This is a genomic window from Nocardia mexicana NBRC 108244, from assembly GCF_001613165.1.
Lineage (GTDB): Bacteria > Actinomycetota > Actinomycetes > Mycobacteriales > Mycobacteriaceae > Nocardia > Nocardia mexicana.
This window is the reverse complement of record NZ_BDBV01000047.1, coordinates 1-19,993: the sequence shown is the minus strand read 5'-3', so window position 1 is coordinate 19,993 and position 19,993 is coordinate 1. Positions and strand designations below refer to the sequence as shown.

18 protein-coding genes are annotated in these 19,993 nt (G+C 67.5%); 10 read left to right on the top strand and 8 right to left on the bottom strand.

The features are described 5' to 3' along the window. Nucleotides 1–118 precede the first annotated feature (118 nt). Nucleotides 119–760, bottom strand: coding sequence for a TetR/AcrR family transcriptional regulator (locus NM1_RS19430; RefSeq protein WP_174556891.1), 642 nt, complete (start codon nt 758–760; stop codon nt 119–121). Between the two features lie 92 nt (nt 761–852). Here NM1_RS19430 and NM1_RS19425 point away from each other — a divergent pair, with 92 nt between their 5' ends. Continuing rightward, nucleotides 853–1,773, top strand: a complete 921-nt coding sequence (locus NM1_RS19425) for an SAM-dependent methyltransferase (RefSeq protein WP_068021535.1) — start codon at nt 853–855, stop codon at nt 1,771–1,773. Nucleotides 1,774–2,588: 815 nt separating this feature from the next. Here the strand turns inward: NM1_RS19425 and NM1_RS44520 are convergent. The 5 genes from NM1_RS44520 to NM1_RS19405 all read right to left on the bottom strand — a co-directional run bounded on the left by NM1_RS44520 (nt 2,589) and on the right by NM1_RS19405 (nt 6,085). Continuing rightward, a complete protein-coding gene (locus tag NM1_RS44520; protein ID WP_307719323.1) occupies nt 2,589–3,092 on the bottom strand; it encodes a hypothetical protein in 504 nt (167 codons plus the stop codon). Between the two features lie 29 nt (nt 3,093–3,121). Next, complete coding sequence (locus NM1_RS44515; RefSeq protein ID WP_307719322.1) at nt 3,122–3,454, bottom strand: alpha/beta fold hydrolase; 333 nt, start codon at nt 3,452–3,454, stop codon at nt 3,122–3,124. 74 nt (nt 3,455–3,528) lie between these two features. Further along, the gene (locus NM1_RS19415) at nt 3,529–4,281 is read right to left on the bottom strand and encodes a hypothetical protein (RefSeq protein WP_068021533.1); all 753 of its coding nucleotides are present in this window, start codon (nt 4,279–4,281) and stop codon (nt 3,529–3,531) included. A 747-nt stretch (nt 4,282–5,028) separates the two neighbouring features. Beyond that, on the bottom strand, nt 5,029–5,226 hold the full coding sequence (locus tag NM1_RS19410; RefSeq protein ID WP_147289009.1) for a hypothetical protein: 198 nt from the start codon (nt 5,224–5,226) through the stop codon (nt 5,029–5,031). A 436-nt stretch (nt 5,227–5,662) separates the two neighbouring features. Further along, nucleotides 5,663–6,085, bottom strand: a complete 423-nt coding sequence (locus NM1_RS19405) for a YkvA family protein (RefSeq protein ID WP_068021528.1) — start codon at nt 6,083–6,085, stop codon at nt 5,663–5,665. A gap of 236 nt (nt 6,086–6,321) precedes the next feature. Here NM1_RS19405 and NM1_RS19400 point away from each other — a divergent pair, with 236 nt between their 5' ends. Beyond that, the gene (locus NM1_RS19400; RefSeq protein ID WP_307719321.1) at nt 6,322–6,918 is read left to right on the top strand and encodes a GtrA family protein; all 597 of its coding nucleotides are present in this window, start codon (nt 6,322–6,324) and stop codon (nt 6,916–6,918) included. 191 nt (nt 6,919–7,109) lie between these two features. Here the strand turns inward: NM1_RS19400 and NM1_RS19395 are convergent, their stop codons facing one another. After that, complete coding sequence (locus NM1_RS19395) at nt 7,110–8,060, bottom strand: NADP-dependent oxidoreductase (RefSeq protein ID WP_068021526.1); 951 nt, start codon at nt 8,058–8,060, stop codon at nt 7,110–7,112. 84 nt (nt 8,061–8,144) lie between these two features. On the opposite strand from NM1_RS19395, the gene NM1_RS19390 reads away from it, so the two are divergent. Beyond that, nucleotides 8,145–8,747, top strand: a complete 603-nt coding sequence (locus NM1_RS19390) for a TetR/AcrR family transcriptional regulator (RefSeq protein WP_068021524.1) — start codon at nt 8,145–8,147, stop codon at nt 8,745–8,747. A gap of 39 nt (nt 8,748–8,786) precedes the next feature. Further along, a complete protein-coding gene (locus tag NM1_RS19385; RefSeq protein ID WP_068021522.1) occupies nt 8,787–9,359 on the top strand; it encodes a DinB family protein in 573 nt (190 codons plus the stop codon). Between the two features lie 52 nt (nt 9,360–9,411). Here the strand turns inward: NM1_RS19385 and NM1_RS19380 are convergent, their stop codons facing one another. Next, on the bottom strand, nt 9,412–9,915 hold the full coding sequence (locus tag NM1_RS19380) for a nucleoside deaminase (protein ID WP_068021630.1): 504 nt from the start codon (nt 9,913–9,915) through the stop codon (nt 9,412–9,414). A 663-nt stretch (nt 9,916–10,578) separates the two neighbouring features. Between NM1_RS19380 and NM1_RS41300 the strand changes: the two genes are divergently transcribed. The 6 genes from NM1_RS41300 (at nt 10,579) to NM1_RS19350 (ending at nt 19,779) form a co-directional block, all read left to right on the top strand. Beyond that, nucleotides 10,579–12,222 carry a xanthine dehydrogenase small subunit gene (locus NM1_RS41300; RefSeq protein WP_084519790.1) on the top strand — a complete coding sequence of 548 codons (1,644 nt, stop codon included), beginning with the start codon at nt 10,579–10,581 and terminating at the stop codon, nt 12,220–12,222. A gap of 199 nt (nt 12,223–12,421) precedes the next feature. Further along, a complete protein-coding gene (gene xdhB, locus NM1_RS19370) occupies nt 12,422–14,917 on the top strand; it encodes a xanthine dehydrogenase molybdopterin binding subunit (RefSeq protein WP_068021520.1) in 2,496 nt (831 codons plus the stop codon). A 1-nt stretch (nt 14,918) separates the two neighbouring features. Continuing rightward, nucleotides 14,919–15,731, top strand: coding sequence for a xanthine dehydrogenase accessory protein XdhC (xdhC, locus tag NM1_RS19365; RefSeq protein ID WP_114699616.1), 813 nt, complete (start codon nt 14,919–14,921; stop codon nt 15,729–15,731). 133 nt (nt 15,732–15,864) lie between these two features. Continuing rightward, the gene (locus tag NM1_RS19360) at nt 15,865–16,518 is read left to right on the top strand and encodes a nitroreductase family protein (RefSeq protein ID WP_068021516.1); all 654 of its coding nucleotides are present in this window, start codon (nt 15,865–15,867) and stop codon (nt 16,516–16,518) included. A 108-nt stretch (nt 16,519–16,626) separates the two neighbouring features. Next, nucleotides 16,627–18,066: an amino acid permease gene (locus tag NM1_RS19355; protein WP_068021514.1), complete on the top strand. Its 1,440-nt coding sequence runs from the start codon at nt 16,627–16,629 to the stop codon at nt 18,064–18,066. 177 nt (nt 18,067–18,243) lie between these two features. Further along, complete coding sequence (locus NM1_RS19350; RefSeq protein WP_246011391.1) at nt 18,244–19,779, top strand: serine hydrolase domain-containing protein; 1,536 nt, start codon at nt 18,244–18,246, stop codon at nt 19,777–19,779. Nucleotides 19,780–19,993: the final 214 nt, after the last annotated feature.

The following is a 19,993-nucleotide window of genomic DNA, read 5'->3' as shown; positions in this document are numbered from 1 at the left end:
CAAAAGCATGCCGGGAAACAAGCGGCACAGCACGCCGGGAGGCACAGCACACCCGGACGACGAAGAGCCCAGCACGCCGGGATGACGGGAGCACTGTCAACTCCGGGCCGATCTTGGATCAGGCACACTTTCGTGACGCGCTCGCGCTGAGATGCTCCGCGGTAGGCGGTTGAGGCGCTGACGGTAGCGGTGAGGCTTGGAAGGATCGGATCATGAGTGCGGCGAACCGCCGGGAGCCCGCGAGTCGTGCGGTTGATGTACGCGCGTGGATGCCGTTGTTGGCCATGATCATGAGGGTGAGGTCGTCCAGGACGATGTCGGGGCGCAGGCGGCCGGCTTCCTTGGCGCGGTGGATCAGTTCGGCCGCGGCGGTCGGCGAGGAAGTGCGAAGTGCAGCGAAGTCCATCGCGTGCGGGAAGGTGGACTTGACGGCCGCGGTGAAGCCACGGTCGCGTGCTTGCAGCTGACAGAGCTTTTCGACCGCGACGCAGAAGCCGTTCCAGGGATCAGGGTTGGCGAGCCCTTCATCGATGCTGGATCGCCATGCACGCAGCTGTTCGGTGAACACGCCGGCGACCAACCGCTCCTTGGTCGGGAAATGGCGGTAGACGGTCGCGGGTCCGACCTCGGCACGTCGAGCGATCTCCCGGATCGGCACGTCAAGGCCATCGGCGACGAACACCGCGTGGGCCGCGTCGAGGATGCGGTCGTGGTTGTCCTGGGCGTCGGAACGCGGGTTGCGAGGCAAACGAGCGGTCACCGCTCTCACTTTAGTTAAACGGACAAGGGTGCCCGGTAGGGTCCGCTGATCAACCGGACACGATCCAAATCGACTGAAAGGCGGGACGGCGCATGACTTCTACCAGGCAGGACGGAGACACCTGGGACCTGGCGTCCAGTGTCGGCGCGACCGCCACCCTGGCCGCGGTGGCGCGGGCGATAGCGGCACGCACGGAGCGCCCGCTCATCGACGACCCGTTCGCCGAACCACTTGTCCGTGCGGTCGGCACAGACATCCTCACCCGGCTCGCGGCCGGTGAAGCCGACCCCGGCGACCTGGTCGGGCAGGTGGTGATCGACGGAGCCAAGGTACGTACAAAGTTCTACGACGAGTTCTTCCTCGATGCGACGAACGGGGGCATCACGCAGGTGGTGATTCTGGCCTCGGGGCTGGATTCCCGCGCCTACCGGCTGCACTGGCCGACCGGGACCGTGGTGTACGAGGTCGATCGGCCGCAGGTGATCGAATTCAAGACCCGCACACTGGCCGAGCTGGGCGCCGTGCCCACCGCCGACCGGCGAGTGGTCGCGATCGACCTGCGCGACGAGTGGTACACCGCACTGCACGCGGCCGGGTTCGACCCGGCCCAGCCGACCGCGTGGAGCGCCGAAGGACTGCTGGGCTACCTGCCGCCCGAGGCGCAGGACCGATTGCTGGACACCATCACCGAACTCAGCGCACCAGGAAGCCGGGTGGCCACCGAGAGCAGGCCCAACCCTCGACCTGGCGACGAAGACAAGACGAAGGAAGGCCTGCACCGCATCTCCGAACGCTGGCGTGCGCACGGTTTTGATCTCGACCACGCGAGCCTGCGGTATTTCGGTGAGCGCAACGAAGCGGCTCCCTACCTGACCGGCCACGGCTGGACGCTGAACGGAACCAGCAACCGAGACCTGTTCGCCGCCAACGACCTCCCGGCCATCACGGATGACGACCTGCGCATGGGCGGCGTGCTCTACGTCAGTGGCGTTCTCAACAAGGCCACGAAGTAGGTCGTGGGCGGCCTCGCGATGAGAGTTCGCCGGGCTGGTCATTGTCAGCGCTGGTCCCGTGGCAGCCGAACGTCCTCTTCTGCCGCGAGGCGCGCGTTGGTCGGCCGTCCAAACCGGTGTCGATTTGCGTGATGTTCAGATCGCCGCCCGGCATGCTGACCCGCGGACCACGATGCGCTGCGACCGTGCTCGCACCAACCTCGACCGCCACCCGAACTACGTCCTTGCTGCTTACATGGCCTCGGGCACATGAGGACTCAACACTCGCACATGCCGATGATCGTGTGACGGCTCGCAGGTACGGTCTGTCATGGGGTGCAGCTAGGGTTTGCCGCGTGTCGGAAAATATCGAGCTCGCTTTCCTGGTAAGACGGTTGGTCGATGAGGATCAGGCGAAGTCCGTCATGGCATCAATTGATGAACTGCTTCGCGAGTAGGGGCTCCGTGATGACGTGGCCATGGGTTGGAGCGTTCTCAACGACTGGGGTTGGATGGTGGGTGGTGAATCGCAACATCCCTTTACGGTCAGTCAGATAGACCTCTGGTGTTCGGAGTTCGAACGAACTTTTCAGAAGTGCGTCTCGGCTGTAGCGCCCGATGCTGACATCAGGGTGAAATGGGGCGATCCCTACGAGGGGTGGTGACTCCGACGCCCTGTCATGGCCGGGACCCGGTCCTGACACCACTCTTAAGTAGCCGCAAGGCGCGCGTTGATTGGGGCTGAGTATGGATGTCTCCTTGCGGTTGCAGATCCCGAAGACGTTGGCGGCCTGGGTGGGCAGGAGTCGTGGCCCGGGCTTCGCGCGGATGGGTGATCAGCTGACTGTGTCGAGAGTTTCGTGCAGGACATGGGCGAAAGCCTCAGGTTGGCCTGGGTAGCCGGATTCGGGGCCGGTGAAGCCGCCGTGATGGCTGGGGAACAGGACCGGTTTGTGGCCGAGCCGGGCGGCGATCGCCATAGTGGTGCGGGCGGTGACGGTGCCTGTCGACTCCTCGCCGTAGCCAAGAACGATGCGGGTCGGTGCCGCGGTGAGAGCTTCGATGTCGGGGCGGTAGTTGACAACGGGCCGGGAACGCTTCGACAGGAGTGGGTCGTCGGGGGAACCGTCGTCCTCGGTCGGCAACCCGAACGCCGCGGGATCGGCAGCGGGCGCGGCGAAATAGTCGTCGGTGAACTCGCCCTCCCAGGATGTCATCGCGATGAAGGCCATCCCCGCGCCGAAGCCCTTCGACGCATAGGCGTCTCGGTACCCGTCCGCTGCGCGTTGGGCCGCCGCGGCATCAGGAAGGGCGGACAGCAGCGGCGGTTCATGTGCCACCAATACGGTTACGTCATCAGGGTGCGCGGTCACGAGTGTGAGCGCGACGATGGCCCCCCGCTGCTAGCGAAGATTTCAACCGGGCCGGCGTCGAGGGCCTCGATGAGGGCGTGCACGTCCTCGGCGTGGACGGCGGGGACGTTGTCGACCTCGCCGTCGGTGCGGGGGCTGCGTCCGAGTCCGCGCGGGTCGTATGTGATGACCGTGCGGTCGGGGAAATGCGAAGCGAGCGCGGTGAAACCGCTGGCATCCATCGGCAGGCCGATCATCATCAGCGGCGGTCGGCCGTCGGCGGTCGGCAGTGGCCCATGGAGGTCGTAGTTGAGCGTCGCGCCGGCGTTTTCGAGCGTGTGTGTCGTCATGCCGGTACTGACGTCTCCGCAGACGAAACCTCATCGGCGGGCCGGTGTGGTAGTCGTGGAAACGACCGTTTGTATCAGTCCGTGACGCCGAGAGTGCCGGTCCATGACGGAGTGTCGAGTCCGGCGCGGCGCGCCAGTACGAACATCGTGGCGATGTCGGCACTTGTCTTCGGTTGAAAGCCTTCGTCGTCTTCGTACTCGTCGGCAGGGTAGTACTGCTCCTGCAACCTCGTCATTTCCGTGGCGAAATTTCGCAGCACGCTCTCGGTCACCGTGCCCCGCTCGCCGGCGTCGACCAGTTGGTCACACAGGTCCGCTACGCCCGCGTCCTCTGCGCCGAACATCAGCCAATCGGTAATCTTCTCTACCGCGTCGGCGCGCGTGGTCAACGCCGAGATACCGGAGTCGAGTCCGTCGTCGGTGAGATCGTCCGGATAGGGCGCGCGATGCCAGGCACCCTCGTCGAACCAGTAGACGCAGCCGACCATGGCCGTGTCGATCAAATTACGTAGGTAGTTGCCAGGTACCCACTCCGGCGCACCGGCCAGCAGATCGATGGGGTTCTCGTGAAACTTGACCTTGCTCGACTCGTCCTCGCCGACGAGCAGGGCGCGACCGCCACCGAACCACTTCATCACCCACCAGGTGCCCCCGCGATCGTCCCAATGCAGGCCCTCATCATCGATCCAATGACCCGCACGATGCTGGGACGGCACGTCCTGCTCCTCCCGATCGAAGGTCGCGATCGCGACCCCTGCCCACCGCTTCCACAGCAGCTCCGCGTCCGGCAGATCCTCCGGACGGCCCGGCTCGTGCAAGTTCCCCACAGTTGTTCTCCTGACTCACCTTTGGTGCCAGCGTAACCGGAATCACCGACATCGAGCGCAGGCCCCGACAGGCCCGGATGCCGTTCGGCGTTGACCCGCTGGTTCCCTCGCGCCTGCGCAGTAGCGGTCGTCCATGCGGGATACGGTCGCCGTCGGCGGGGGGATTGGGTTCGCCGTCAACCGATTTCGTTGCCGCCACGCTTGTACTCGGGGAAGCGAACGCTGATGGCTGCGGCAGTGCCCCTTCAGGCCCGACGTCGCGCGGGCCATCTGGGAACGCCGACGCCGACAAAGGCCCAATGACAGCAAGCGGACGCGTTGCAACTTACAACATCCGCTATTGCCGCGACCGCGCGTTCCGGCGCGGCCTGGAGTCCTCACGGAAGACCAACGGCCTGAGGTGAACTCGGGCCGTTTCAGTGTGCGCTCATGCCGATTATGGCCTCGATCGACGCGCCGGCCCGAAAGAGATCGTCGGTCTTCCCAGTCACGCCTCGCCCTGGATTGTGCCTCGACAAGCGCCTGAAGTTCGGCATGTGGGAAGGGCCTACACCATTTCTTCGAATAGCCGTCGTCGCCGTGGTGCCGTGCTACTTCCTCGAACGCTCCGATCACCGTGTACGTGAGATGGTCCAGCGTCTGGGTGGTGGACCACAACTGTGTCTCGGCGGAGTTCGGGTCATCGCTGTAGGCCCGTCCCACCAAACGGATACCTACGTTTGAGTCCGTGCGGTCGAACAGCCAGATCTAGGCGTTGGGCTCGGCTTCGAAAAACACTTGGGCAGTGGCGTCCCCGCTCCGGAGACTGGCCACAGCGTTGAGCATGTCTTCCGGCGCTTCGGTGAGGTACGAAGCGATAGCTTTAGCCTCGTTGCCCTCGTCGGAGACGTGAACACGAACCCAGCCTGTACCAGCGAGCTCCCAGGTCATGGTCATGTCTGCCATCTGCACTCCTTAACGCCATCTCCGTCCCGGCTATTCACGGTCGAAGAGGTGATTCTCGCAGAATGTCCGGAAATGCCGCGACCCGCGCGGTCCGGCGTGGGTCGGCAGCACCGTGCAGAAGATCAACGGCCCGAGGTGAACTCGGGCAGTTTCAGTGCACGCACATGCCGATTTTCACGTGATGTACTCAGAGGGCTGGCTATCCCTTCACCTCGACATCCTCAAGGAAGGACTTCTCGCAGTTGGTGACCGTGAAGTGAATCGCGGGCCAGGCGATCCTGGCAAGGTAGTCCTGGCACGAGGGCCAGCGCGCTGTCAGTCGCTCACGGAAGCGGGACACATCCGCCGCGATCTCCTCGGCGCTAAGGACTGCACGGTCGGGCTCGGAGGCTCCGGCGGAGATTGGCCCGGTCGAGTCCGGCTGTTGGGTTGGAGATCAGCTGTTTCGGTCTTTGTTCAGCCCGGTGAGGCGGGTGAGTGCGGTGAAGCCGTCGTCGGTGCCGGGCCAGTGGTGACGGACAGGTTCGATTCCGGCGTGGTGGACGACGCTTCGGAGTGCAGCGGTGACGATGATGGCGTCGTCGGCGTAGCCGAGGACGGGGATGAAGTCGGGGATGAGGTCCAAGGGGACGGCCAGGTAGGCCAGCAGGAGCCAGAGCCGGATCCGGACCGCGCGTGGCAGGTTGGGGTCGGCGGCGAGGCGGCGGATCAGCCGGAGTGTGTCGGGCAGGATGCGCAGCGCTTCCTGCAGCAATCCGCCGCGCGGGCGGAGGATCAGTAGCATCGCCACGAGAGCCAGCCAGGCCAGCAGGAGGGCTGCGGCCAGCCCGAGTGCGAGATCGATCAACCATCCGGTCATTGTTCTTCTGCTACTCGACGTCGAATTCGTTGTGAGGCGACGATATTCGAGGCAGCATCGGCGGCCGGAGCCACTTCCTCGAAGGCAATGAATGCGGCGGCCGCCTCGTCGACGCCGGTTCGGGCGGGCCCGCGGGAGCAGCGAAGAGGGGGCTGTGACCAGGCCTTACGTTGTGTCAGCGGGGATGTCAGATCGGCGTCAGGGCGGTATCAGGTGGGCTCGCGACAGTAGGCGGTGTGAACAGCACTGCGCTTGCCGCTTCGGGACTGCGGAACGGGTTCGGGGACAGCATGGTCCTCGAAGGCTTCGATCGGGCCGTCAAAGCCAGCGCCTACCCTGTGGTCCGCGCGGAATGGTTGGGTCGCGCAGAATGGTTGCGGCGCACGGGGTTGCTCAGCCGCGTGGGGCGGTTTCTGCGGGGCGATCATGCTCTCGCCCAGCTGATTCGCTTCGCGCTGGTGGGCGGGGCCAGCAATATCGCCTATGTCCTGCTGTTCACGGCGATGAGTGAGACCGGTCCGCTGGTCGCCAACGTCGCCGGGTCGATCGTCAGCACGGTGATCGCGAACGAGCTGCACCGGCGGCTCACCTTCCGGGCGGCCGGGCGGGTCGGCTGGTTCACCGCGCAGTGGGAAGGCGGCGGACTGGCGCTGATCGGCCTCCTGGTCAGCACGGCCGCGCTGGCCGGTCTCGACTTCTGGGCACCCGGGCTCGGCGAGTTCGCGCAGGCGGGCGCCGCACTGGCCGTCATGGCATCGATCGGCGGCATGCGCTTCCTCGCACTGCGCGGCTTCGTCTTCGGCACGAGCCCGGCCCCTACCCCGACCTCGTAGCCCCCGTGGCCTTGCTCCCGGCGCAACCGTGCAGGGCTCGCAACCGCGAGCTGTCGTTTGCCAACAGATCGACACCACCACGTTGCCAGTCGCAGGACCACCGACGGTAGCCGAAGTGAACAGGCTGTCGCCCGCAGCTCCCTCGCCCGAGTTCCGCCTCGCCTACCCCAAGCTGGCGGGGCGTCTATGCCTCACAGAACGAGTACGAGCTTGCCGCCGGGGTGGCGGGATCGGCTCAGTTCGGCCGCTTTCTGGACTTGCTCGAGCGTGTAGGTCCCGGCGACCGGTACGACCAGAATGCCTTCGCCGGCGAGCCGGGCGAACTCGTCCATCCGGTCGTAGCGGATCTCGGTGGTGATCCGGACGCCCAGGTCGGCCGCGGCGGCGAAGTCCGAGACGGTGAGGACACGGTCGGGGTCACCGGTCAGTTCGACCAAGGTCGGTAGTGCGCCCCCGGCCGGGCTGGGCTGATCGGCGCGGTCGATCCGGCCGCCGGTCGGCGCGGTGTCCAGGGCGCGGTCGACGGCGCCCCCGGACAGCGCCCCGATGCGTTCGGTCATGCCGTCGCCGTAAGCGGTCACCTGGGCACCGATCTCTTCCAGCGCTGCCGCCCTGGTCGGCCCGGCGGTGGCTATCACCCGGATACCCCGGTGCAGCGCGAAACGCACCGCCGCTTCGCCCACTGTGCTGCCCGCGCCGTGGACGAGCAGCAGCTCACCCGGCCGGACGCCGAGGTCGTCGAGTGCGCGCCACGCCGTCTCGGCCGCCATCGGCAGCGCGGCGGCCTGCTCGTCGGTGACGCCGTCGGGGATACGCGCCCAGGCGGGCATCAATGCGTACTCGGCAGCACCGGCCGTCGGACCGTCGAAGGTGGCCGGGCCGAATACGCGGTCGCCGAGCTGGACACCGTCGACACCCTCACCGAGTGCGTCGACGGTGCCCGCGACCTCGAGTCCGAGCCCGCGCGGCAGCGGCGGCAGATGGTCGGCGAGGAGACCGTCGACGAGGTGCCAGTCGGCCGGCGTCAGGCCGCATGCCCGCACGGCGATCCGGAGCTGGCCGGGTCCCGGCTCCGGCTGCGGGACGTCGCGGAGCACGATCGCGTCCGGGGAATCGAACCGGTCGAATTGCAGTGCCCTCATGGCGCCCTCTCATGTGATGACAGCATCTGTTGTCATTAACCTTAGCATCGTGACAACAGATGCTGTTGTCGTAAGGTGATGCGTATGCCGAGATGGGAATCCGACGCACAGGGCCGGCTCGAGCGCGCGGCGCTCGAGCTGTTCGAGTCGCAGGGATTCGAGCGCACCTCGGTCGCGCAGATCGCGGGCGCCGCCGGTCTGAAGGAGCGCTCGTTCTACCGCTACTTCCCCGACAAGCGGGAAGTCCTCTTCGCGGGCGACGAGCTCGAGGCCCACCTCGTCGCACAGGTCGAGGCGGCCGACCCGGGCCTCACGCCGATCGAGGCGCTGCTGACCGCGCTGGGAAGCGCCGAGGAGACCTTCCGCCCGCGCGAGTTCCTGCTGCGTCGGGGCAGAGTGATCGCCGCCAACCCGGCACTGGCCGAACGCGACCTGATCAAGCTCGCCGACATAGCCGACGCACTGGTGCCGGCGATCGAGCGCCGCGGCGTCGAGCCCGGCAAGGCACGCTTCCTCATCGACGTGGTGCTGGCGATCCACCGGCGCGCAATGCCCCGCTGGCTGGCCGAGCCGGACACCACCCTCGCCCAGCTCATGGCCGAGGCCACCGCCGAGCTTCGCGAGGCGGTCATGCCGATAGCAGCACCCGGGTCAGGTCCGACGAGCAACCATGGCGGCCCGAGATAGCGGACCGATCCTGTCCGCTTGGAATGTCAGGGTGAGGGCATGGATGCAGAACACTTCGACTGGAACCGGACACTGCGCGAACAGTGGGAGTTCCACTGGAATCATCAGATCCGGGACCGCCTCGCGGGTCTCACCGACGACGAATACTTCTGGTCGCCGGTGCCCGACGCCTGGAACGTGCGGCCGCGCGGCACGTCGACGGCGCCCGTGCAGGCCGGTGCCGGGGACTTCACGATCGACTACGGCTTCCCGCCGCCGGATCCGGCACCCTTCACCACCATCGCCTGGCGCCTCGGCCACGTGATCGTCGGCGTGCTGGCCGCGCGCAATGCCGCGCACTTCGGCGCCCCCGCTGCCTCGTACGAGAAATGGGAGTACGCGGGCGACGCCGCCACCGCCCTCGACCAGCTCGAAACGCAACTGGATATCTGGACGACCGGAGTGCGCGGCCTCAGCGACGCCGCGCTACGGACCCCGATCGGCGACAAGGAGCCCTACCCCGACCTCCCCGTCGCCGACCTGGTGCTGCACATCAACCGCGAGCTGATCCACCACCTGTCCGAGGTCAGCCTGCTGCGCGACCTCTACCTGCACGCGAACGGGACCCGATAACACCGATCTCGGCCCGCTCGCGTGGAGCGGGCCACCGCCGGTGCATCCGGCTTCAGTAGTCGATGCGGTCGGATTTGGCCAGCCACGCGTCGAAGGGCGCGGTGCGGTTGGGCAGGTCCAGCTGCTCGATCCGCAGTGGCCACATCGAGTGGTCCTTCTTCTCGAACAGCTCATAGAACTTGCGGTCGTCGAAACCGGCGACCGCGGCGTCGTGGCGATCGGCGGAATAGAGGATCCGGTCGACCCGTGCCCACAGCGCCGAGGACAGGCACATGGGGCACGGTTCGCACGAGGTGATCAGGACGCAGCCCTCGAGCGAGAAGGTGCCCAGCTCCTGGCAGGCGGCGCGCATCGCGCTCACCTCGCCGTGCGCCGTCGGATCCAGGTTCGCGGTGACCTGGTTGTGCCCGATCGCGACGATCTCGCCGCCCCTGGCGACCAGCGACCCGAACGGACCGCCGCCGTTCGCCACGCTGTTGGTGGCTACCTTGATCGCCTCGTCCATCCAGGCGCGCTCCAGCTCCTGGATGTCCACTTCTCGGGTGTGCGCGGTCACGGTCACTCCTTCTCGGATGCGGTGGGCGGATGCTCTGCCCGTGCGGACCACGGCACTCATCCCTGACTTGTCGCAACTTCTGTGTGAGGAGTACACAGCCGATCGCCCGCAGTCAGCTAGGGATGGAAGGCATGAAGACACCGGCGCACCGATAGCGGCTTTTCGTAGACTTTGACAAGAGTCGGAAAACCGCGGCCGGTCGCAACGATTTGTTTACCGCGAGAAACATTGCCGCCATATCCCGCTGTGCGATAAACCGATCCGAATGACGTTTCCCGGGCGGCCCGTCGGAGATTCCTCCAAACTGTGTCCGGTCCTCCCGCGGCAGCTTGACCGGGCGGCCCGCGGGGACGTAGTTTCGGTCACACCGACTCGTTTAGCTGGAAGGAGGCGAAGTCGGATGCCGACGATCTCCGACCTGCGTCGCCTCGCTCACCGGACCGCATGGGTTCCGGGTCGTGTAGCCCACGGCTTCTGAGCAGCCTTCTTCCCGGCGTGCCCGCGTGCGTCCCGGGCATTTTCCGATCTCTGGCACCGCCCGCCGCACGTCATTGCGTGCCGATTTGCGCTCCGGGTTCACGGGCCGCGCCACCGAAAATAGAAAGCTCTTGAAATGGCGACTAGGATTATCGTATCGACCGCGCACCGAAATGAGGATGTGCCATGGTAGCGGCGCGGATCACGGTCAATGGGAAAGTCGCACCGATTTCCCCGGCCGCACCCCACACAACGGTGCTGGATTTCCTCCGGGAGCGAGGGCTCACCGGAAGCAAGGAAGGCTGTGCCGAGGGCGAATGCGGCGCGTGTTCGGTTCTGGTCGCGCGCCCGGGCGTGCAGCAGCCCACCGACTGGGTCGCGATCAACGCCTGCCTGGTGCCGGTCGCCTCGCTCGACGGCCAGGAGATCGTCACCTCCGAGGGCCTCGCCACCGCCGGCGCACCCGGCACGCCGCCGGTTCTGCACCCGGTGCAGCAGGAGATGGCGGTCCGCGGCGGCTCCCAATGTGGTTACTGCACACCAGGATTCATCTGCAGCATGGCCGCCGAGTACTACCGCCCCGACCGCTGCGCGGCGGGGAAGCAAGAGGGTGCTGCGGGGGCAGCGGGTACAACAGGTACAAGGGGTGCAGCAAGCACGGCAGGTGCCGCAGGCACAACAGGTGCAGCAAGCACGGCAGGTGCCGCAGGCACGGCGGGTACAGCAGGGGCAGCGGGCACTGCGGGTACAGCAGGAGGAACGAGCGTAGCGGGTGCAGTGGCCGCAGCGGGCCACTCCGATGCCGAGCACGGGCCGAATGGGTTCGATCTGCATGCGTTGAGCGGGAATCTGTGCCGCTGCACCGGGTATCGGCCGATCAGGGATGCGGCGTTCGCCGTCGGCGCGCCGGAGGAGGACGATCCCTTGGCGCAGCGGCGCGGGCAGTCGCCGCCCGAGGCCGTCGCCACCGACTACGCGCAGGGGGACCGTGCGTTTCGGCGGCCGGGCACGCTTGCCGAGGCGGTGGAGCTGCTGCGTGATCGACCGGATGCGATGGTCGTCGCGGGCTGCACCGACTGGGGTGTGGAGGTGAATATCCGTGCGCGGCGGGCGGATTACGTGATCGCTATCGATCGCCTTCCCGAATTGCGGGAGCTGCGCGTAGATTCGGATCGCCTCGAGATCGGGGCCGCGCTGTCGCTCACCGAGATCGAACGCAGGCTCGACGGCAGCGTGCCGCTGCTCGCGGAGTTGTTCCCGCAGTTCGCATCCCGGCTCATCCGCAACGGCGCGACCCTGGGCGGCAACCTGGGCACCGGCTCCCCCATCGGCGACAGCCCGCCGGTGCTGCTCGCGCTCGATGCCTCGGTGGTGCTCGCGGGGGTTGACGGCGAGCGCGAGGTGCCGCTGGCCGACTATTTCACCGGCTACCGGCAGAGCGTGCGCCGACCCGGCGAGCTGATCCGCGCGGTGCGCATCCCGCGGCCGCTGTCGCCGATCGTGGCATTCCACAAGATCGCCAAGCGGCGTTTCGACGATATATCCAGTGTCGCAGTCGCTTTCGCATTCGATCTGGAGGATGGGATCGTCCGCAAGGCCCGCATCGGGCTCGGCGGCGTGGCCGCCACACCGATCCGCGCCCGCGACACCGAGGCGGCTCTGGAAGGCCAGCCCTGGTCCACGGACACGGTGGAGGCCGCGTCCCGCGTGCTGCAGGCCGAGGGCACGCCGATGAGCGACCACCGCGCCAGCTCCGAATACCGCTCGGCCATGCTCGGCCAGAGCCTGCGGAAGCTACACGCCCAAACCACCGAGGCGGTGCTGTCATGAGCGAGCGTTTCATCCGCCAACCCGGCGCAAGACGACATTCCATCCGTCATCCCGGCGTGCTTTTGGCCGGGATCTCCCGCAGCGCAGTGGATTCCAGCCAAAAGCACGTCGGAATGACGAGTAGACACGCCGGAATGACGAGGGGGCGGGCCGGAGTGACGAGGAGAAGTGTCGATCAGGCATTCAGCGAGGTGCAGTCATGAGCCATCTTTCGGAGCGACCCGAGAAACCCGTTGTCGGCGTTGCGATGCCGCACGAGAGCGCCACCCTGCACGTCACCGGGGCCGCGCTCTATACCGATGATCTGGTGTACCGCACCAAGGACGTGCTGCACGCCTACCCCGTGCAGGTGATGAAGGCGCACGGCGCGATCACTGCGCTGCGCACCGAGCCGGCGCTGGCCGTGCCGGGTGTGGTGCGCGTGCTCACCGGCGCCGACGTGCCCGGCGTCAACGATGCCGGGATGAAGCACGACGAACCGCTGTTCCCGGACGAGGTCATGTTCCACGGCCACGCGGTCGCCTGGGTGCTCGGCGAGACGCTGGAGGCCGCCCGGGAAGGCGCCGCCGCCGTCGAGGTGGACATCGACGAGCGGCCCGCGTTGATCACCGTGCAGGAGGCCATCGCGGCCGAGAGCTTTCACGGCGCCCGGCCCGTGATGGTGACCGGCGATGTGGAGGCGGGCTTCGCCGAGTCGGCGCACGTATTCACCGGCGAGTTCACCTTCGCCGGGCAGGAGCACTTCTATCTCGAGACGCATGCGGCGCTCGCCCAGATCGACGAGGCCGGGCAGGTGTTCATCCAGAGCAGCACCCAGCATCCCTCGGAGACACAGGAAATCACCGCGCACGTGCTCGGCGTGTCCAGCCACGAGGTCACCGTGCAGTGCCTGCGGATGGGCGGCGGCTTCGGCGGCAAGGAGATGCAGCCGCACGGGTTCGCGGCGGTCGCCGCGCTCGGCGCCAAGCTCACCGGGCGCCCGGTTCGGGTGCGGCTCAACCGGACTCAGGATCTGACCATGTCCGGCAAGCGGCACGGCTTCCACTCCTCGTGGAAGATCGGCTTCGACGCCGACGGCCGCATCCTGGCCCTGGAAGCGACCCTGACCGCGGATGGTGGCTGGAGCCTTGACCTTTCGGAGCCGGTGCTGGCGCGTGCGCTGTGCCACATCGACAACATCTACTGGGTTCCCAACGCCCGCGTCCACGGCCGCATCGCCAAGACCAATACGGTCTCCAACACCGCCTTCCGCGGCTTCGGCGGACCGCAGGGCATGCTCGTGATGGAGGACATCCTGGGCCGGTGCGCGCCGCTGCTGGGCCTGGACCCGATGGACCTGCGGGAGCGCAACTTCTACCGGCCCGGACTGGGCCAGTGCACGCCGTACGGGCAGCCGGTCGGCCACCCCGAACGGATCGCCGTCACCTGGGATCAGGTTCGCGGCAACGGCGACATCGACGAACGCAAGCGCGAGATCGCGGCCTTCAACGCCGCGCACCCGAATACCAAACGGGCGCTGGCGATCACCGGCATCAAGTTCGGAATCTCGTTCAACCTCACCGCCTTCAACCAGGGCGGCGCGCTGGTGCTGATCTACAAGGACGGCTCGGTCCTGATCAACCACGGCGGCACCGAGATGGGCCAGGGCCTGCACACCAAGATGATGCAGGTGGCCGCCACCACTCTGGGCATCCCGCTGCACAAGGTGCGATTGGCTCCGACGCGAACGGACAAGGTGCCCAACACCTCCGCCACCGCCGCCAGCGCCGGCGCGGACCTCAACGGCGGCGCCATCAAGAACGCCTGCGAGCAGTTGCGCGGGCGGCTGCTGCAGGTGGCCGGCTCCCAGCTGGGTGCGAACGCCGCGGATGTGCGCATCGTCGAGGGTGTCGCGCGGGCGCTGGGCAGCGACAAGGAACTCGCCTGGGACGAGCTGGTGCGCACCGCGTACTTCCAGCGGGTCCAGTTGTCGGCGTCCGGTTACTACCGGACCGAGGGGCTGCACTGGGACGCCAAGACGTTCCGGGGGTCGCCGTTCAAGTACTTCGCCTACGGCGCCGCCGCGACCGAGGTCGAGGTGGACGGCTTCACCGGCGCCTACCGCATCCGGCGCGTGGACATCGTGCACGACGTCGGCGACACCCTCTCCCCGCTGATCGATATCGGTCAGGTGGAGGGCGGTTTCGTGCAGGGCGCGGGCTGGCTGACGCTGGAGGATCTGCGGTGGGACACCGGCGACGGCCCGCACCGCGGCCGGTTCCTCACCCAGGCCGCGAGTACCTATAAGCTGCCGAGCTTTTCGGAGATGCCCGGGGAGTTCAACGTCACGCTCCTCGAGAACGCCACCGAGGAGGGCGCGGTCTACGGCTCCAAGGCGGTCGGCGAGCCGCCGCTGATGCTGGCGTTCTCGGTGCGAGAAGCGTTGCGGCAGGCCGCCGCCGCGTTCGGGCCGAGCGGTGTCAGCGTGGAGCTGGCCTCGCCCGCGACGCCGGAGGCGGTGTTCTGGGCCGTCGAAGCCGCTCGCCGGGGCGATGTGTCCCGAAACGGGCAGGCGCGCAACGGTGTTGCCGATTCGAGCTCCGCGAACGGGCACGCCGCCGACGGATCCGGCAACGGACATGCCGCAGCTGGAACCGGCAACGGCCACGGCGACGACCGAACCCGCACCGGCACAGGCGCATTGAGCGGTGCCTGACATGACCTGGGTCGCCGCGGTCGCGCGGTTGCGAGCACGCCGGGAGTCCGGCGTGCTGGTGACCGTCGCGACCGTGCGCGGCCATGCCCCGCGCAATCCCGGAGCGAAACTCGTTGTGGGGCATACCGAGACGTGGGGATCTATCGGCGGCGGCAATGTCGAGGCCGTGGCGATCGACCGGGCGCGGGAGCTGCTCTCCGCCGCGAAGCCGGAGCCCGAGCTGATGGATTTCGCCCTCAACGACAAGGTGACCAACCAGCACGGCGTGCAGTGCTGCGGCGGCACGGTCTCGATCCTGCTGGAACCACTGCCCGTGGTGCCCGCCGTGGCGATCTTCGGCATCGGGCACGTCGGACTGGAGCTGGCCCGCGTCCTGTCGCGCCAGGATCTCGACCTGCACCTGATCGATACCCGCCCGGACGTCCTCACCGAGGAGCGCCTGGCCGTGCTGTCGGATGCGGTGGCGCAGGTGCACGTACATCACACGCCGCTGCTGCCGGAGGAGGTGCTCGCGGAGCTCCCGCCCGGCACCCACATCCTGATCATGACCCACGATCACGCCGAGGACGCCGCCCTGTGCGACGCCGCCTTGCGCACAACCGATGTGGGTTCGATCGGCCTCATCGGCTCGTCCGCCAAGTGGGCCCGCTTCCGCAAGCGCCTCTCCACCGAGGGCGGCCACGACGAGTCGACCATCGCCCGCATCAAGACCCCCATCGGCCTCCCCGAAATCACGGGCAAGGACCCCGCCACGATCGCCGTCAGCGTCGCCGCCGACCTCCTCCAATCCTTCCAGGCAGACATCGAGCGGTGAACGGAAGTTCACCGTGAACCCTGGCCCGAGGGCGGCGGCGGGCCTGCGCGATGGCCGCCGGGCGGGCTGTAGGACCATCGAGCGGGAGAACCGGAACCTGCCACGACGGCAATGGCTCGGGATAGGAGTGGTAATGACAGTCGGGAATGTACTGAACCTGTCCGTCGATGAAGTCCTTGGTACCACGCGTTCGGTGCGTAAACGGCTGGACCTCGAGAAGCCGGTGCCACGTGAGGTGTTGATGGAGTGCCTCGAGTTGGCGCTGCAGGCACCGACGGGTTCGAACAGCCAAGGGTGGCAGTGGGTGTTCGTCGACGACGCCGAGCGGAAGAAGGCGCTGGCCGACATCTACCGGACCTACGCGACGCCCTACCTCGACGCGCCGAGATCCGAGTTCGGGGACGAGCGCGACCTGCGAGTGTCTCGCGTGCGCGACTCCGCCAGATACCTCAATGACCACCTGCACGAGGTCCCGGTCATGTTGATCCCGTGCCTCGAGGGCCGTGTGGAAAACGTGCCGGGCCGATCGAGTGCGGGTTTCTGGGGTTCGCTGTTGCCTGCGGTGTGGAGTTTCATGCTGGCGCTGCGCTCCCGCGGACTGGGGTCGGCCTGGACGACACTGCATCTCGCCGGTGACGGCGAAAGGCAGGCCGCCGACCTGCTCGGCATCCCGTTCGACAACTACAGCCAGGGCGGACTGTTCCCGATCGCCTACACGCAGGGCACCGACTTCCGCCCGGCGAACCGCCTGCCCGCCCACCGGCTGACCCATTGGAACGGTTGGTAGCGGCCGGTCCGCCATCGGCACCCGGCCGAGAGGCGATGAATGGGCAGATCCTTCCGGCGATCCGGGGGTAGCGCTGCGGGATGCGGCCGGAACTTCTACGGTGCCTGGATGGGAATCACCCGCACCATGAATGTCGACACGGTGTTCCGGCGGCAGGAAACCGGTGGCCTCAAACGTCGCCTGCGCGGCCGTGACCTGGTCGGTTTCGGGGTCGGCATCATCATCGGCACCGGAATCTTCACGCTCGCCGGGGTCGAGGCCACGACGCATGCCGGACCCGCGGTGACATTGTCCTTCGTGATCGGCGCCGTGGTCGCGGGGCTCGCCGCGCTCTGCTACGCCGAACTGGCGTCGAGCGTGCCGACCGCGGGCAGTGCCTACACCTACGCGCTGGCCACGCTCGGCGAGGTGTTCGGCTGGATCATCGGCTGGGATCTGCTGCTGGAGTTCGCGCTCGGCGCGGCGGTGGTTTCGCGCGGCTGGTCGGGATATCTGGCGAACCTGCTGGGCCTGCCGCCGCAGTGGTTCGGCGAGGACGCCACGATCAACATCGGCGCGGTGCTGATCATCGCCGTGCTGACGGTCGTCGCGGTGGCCGGGATCAAGCAGTCCGCGCGGGTGACCAACGTGCTGGTGGTGGTCAAGGTCGCGGTGTGCGTGCTGATCGTCGCGGTCGGCGTGTTCTTCGTGAAGGGAGCGAACCTCACGCCGTTCATCCCGCCGTCCCGGCCCGTCGGCGACGGCGCGGATGTGCTGCACCAGCCGGTGGTGGAGGCCGGGCTGGGCCTGGAGCAGTCGGCATTCGGCATCGCCGGGGTGCTCACCGCCGCGGCCGTCGTGTTCTTCGCGTACACCGGCTTCGAGGCGCTGGCCAACCTCGGCGAGGAAACCAAGAACCCGAGCAAGGACCTGCGGGTGGGAATTCTCGGCGCCCTCGGCATCTGCGCGGTGCTGTACATCGCGGTGTCGCTGGTGCTGACCGGCATGGTGCCGTTCACCGACATCGACGCGGGCGCGCCCCTGGCCGACGCGTTCGACTCGGTGGGCATGCACTGGGTCAGCGCGCTGATCTCGCTCGGGGCGGTGACCGGGCTGACCTCGGTGATGATGGTGGAACTGGTGACCATCGGCCGGATCGGCTTCGCCATGGGCCGTGACGGCCTGCTGCCGGAACGGCTCGGTACGGTGCATCCGCGCTGGGGCACACCGCATCGGGTGACGATCATCGGCGCGGTATTGATCGCGCTGCTCGCCGCGTTCGTGCCGATCACCGAGCTGTCCGACATGGTGAGCATCGGCGCGCTGTCCGCGATGATCATCGTGGCCGTGGCGGTACCGGTGCTGCGGCGCAAGCGGCCGGATCTGCCGCGGCCGTTCACCGTGCCGTTCTCACCGGTGCTGCCGATCGTGGCCGCCCTGGCCTGCCTGTATCTGATGCTGAACCTGGAGGTGCTCACCTGGATCAGGTTCGCCGTGTGGTTGGCGCTCGGCCTGCTGATCTACGCCGCCTACGGCCGTCGCCACTCGCGCCTGCGAGAGAACGTTTGATCCGCAAGTACCACCGGGGCATGAATGCGGCTTCGACTGCGCCAGACGGTTGTTCGGCCCGTGTGGCCGGTCGCCGACGTGTCAGGGGGCGTGTCAGATCGGCATCAGGCCGGTATCAGCGGGGCTGGCGAAAGTACTCACAGCAACCGAGTTCGCCACGCTGAAGGAGTACAGCTCATGTCGATCACCCTTACCGCCCAGGACAAGACCACCCTGCGGACCGCCGCGTACGGCGCCGTCTCGCTGCTGGCCGCGGCCGGTGGCAAGCCGCACCGGATCGCCACCGACGGCACCGTGGCGCTGTCCTCCGCGACCGGTCTGGTCGGGCATGTGCTCGCCGAGAAGACCAAGGACATCGACCTGAAGGGCAAGTCCGTCGCCGCGCTGGCCGATCAGGTGCTGCCCGCCCTGACCGCCGCGATGAGCCTGCTGGAACAGGATCCGGCCGAGGCGGAGAACTTCCGCACCACCGTCCTCGTCGCCGTCGAGTCCGCCCGTGCCCACCAGGATCCCAGCCCCACCATGGCGGAGATGACCCGCAAGATCACCGCGGCCCTCGCGCCCGCCTCGTCGAATTCCGTTGCGGGACCGGAATATCAGGAACTGCAGCAGACCATCGAGGAGATCGTCGAGTCCGGCTTCGCCGGGATGACGCTGCGCGTGCACGACGAGCGCGGCGAGTGGGTCGGCAGCGCCGGGGTGAGCAAGCTCGGCGAGACCGCGCCGCCGCCGATCGACGGACACGTCCGGATCGGCAGCAACACAAAGACTTTCACCGCGACCCTGGTGCTGCAACTGGTGGCCGAGGGCAAGATCGGGCTGGATGTCGCGGTGGTCGACTACCTGCCCGAGTTCGAGATCGACCCGCGGATCACGGTGCGAATGCTGTTGCAGCACACCAGCGGTATCTTCAACCACACCGGCGAGTACTTCGAGGGGAAGGTCGAAGGGGGGACCCCGTTCGGCGAGGGCACGATGGTGCCGGGAATCGCCTGGCAGGGCAAAGAGTGGGTGGAGAACCGCTTCAAGACCTATCAGCCCGAGGAGCTGGTGCGGCTGGCACTGTCCAAGCCCGCACGGTTCGAGCCGGGAACGGGCTGGAGCTATTCCAACACCAACTACGTGCTGGCCCGGCTGCTGATCGAGAAGGTCACCGGTCGTCCGTACGCCCAGGAGATGCAGCGGCTGATCCTGGGACCCCTCGGACTGTCGGGCACCGTGGCGCCGACCACCCAGTCGGAACTCCCCGAGCCGCACGCCCACGCCTACTACCGGTACTCCGACGGCGGCGAGGAGAAGACGGTCGACGTCACCAGTTCGAATCCGTCCTGGATCTCGAGCGGCGGCGACATGATCTCGACCACCCGGGACCTGCACACCTTCATCTCGGCGCTGGCGGGCGGCAAGCTGCTCCCGGCCGAACTGCGGGCCGAGATGGTCACGCCGTACCCGACGGGCATCCCGAACATGGACTACGGCCTGGGAGTGTTCGTGCTGCAGACCGGCGATGGCACCGTCATCAGCCACAACGGCGGCCACGGCGGTCACGGCGCGCTGATGTACAGCACGGCCGACGGCAGCAAGACCCTGACCGGCTCGCTGAACTACGTGGACGACGCCGACCTCTCCGGTGCGGCCGCATTCCAGGCGGCACAGCAGAAGATGATCAACACCGTGTTCGGCGGACCGGCCGAAGCGGCTCCGACGAACTGAACGCCCGGCGCTCGGGGGGAATCCTTCCGGCCATATGTCAGAGAGCCCGGACGGGCCACGCCGAACTCGGCGTGGCCCGTTGGTGTGCGTGCGGTGGATTGCCGCGGCGTGCGTGCGGCGGCGGGCGCACCGTGGTGGGCCGTGCGTGGTGCGGCGTGCGTCCTGGAACATGCCTGCGCCGCGGCGTGCGGCGGCGGGCGCGCCGTGCCGGGCC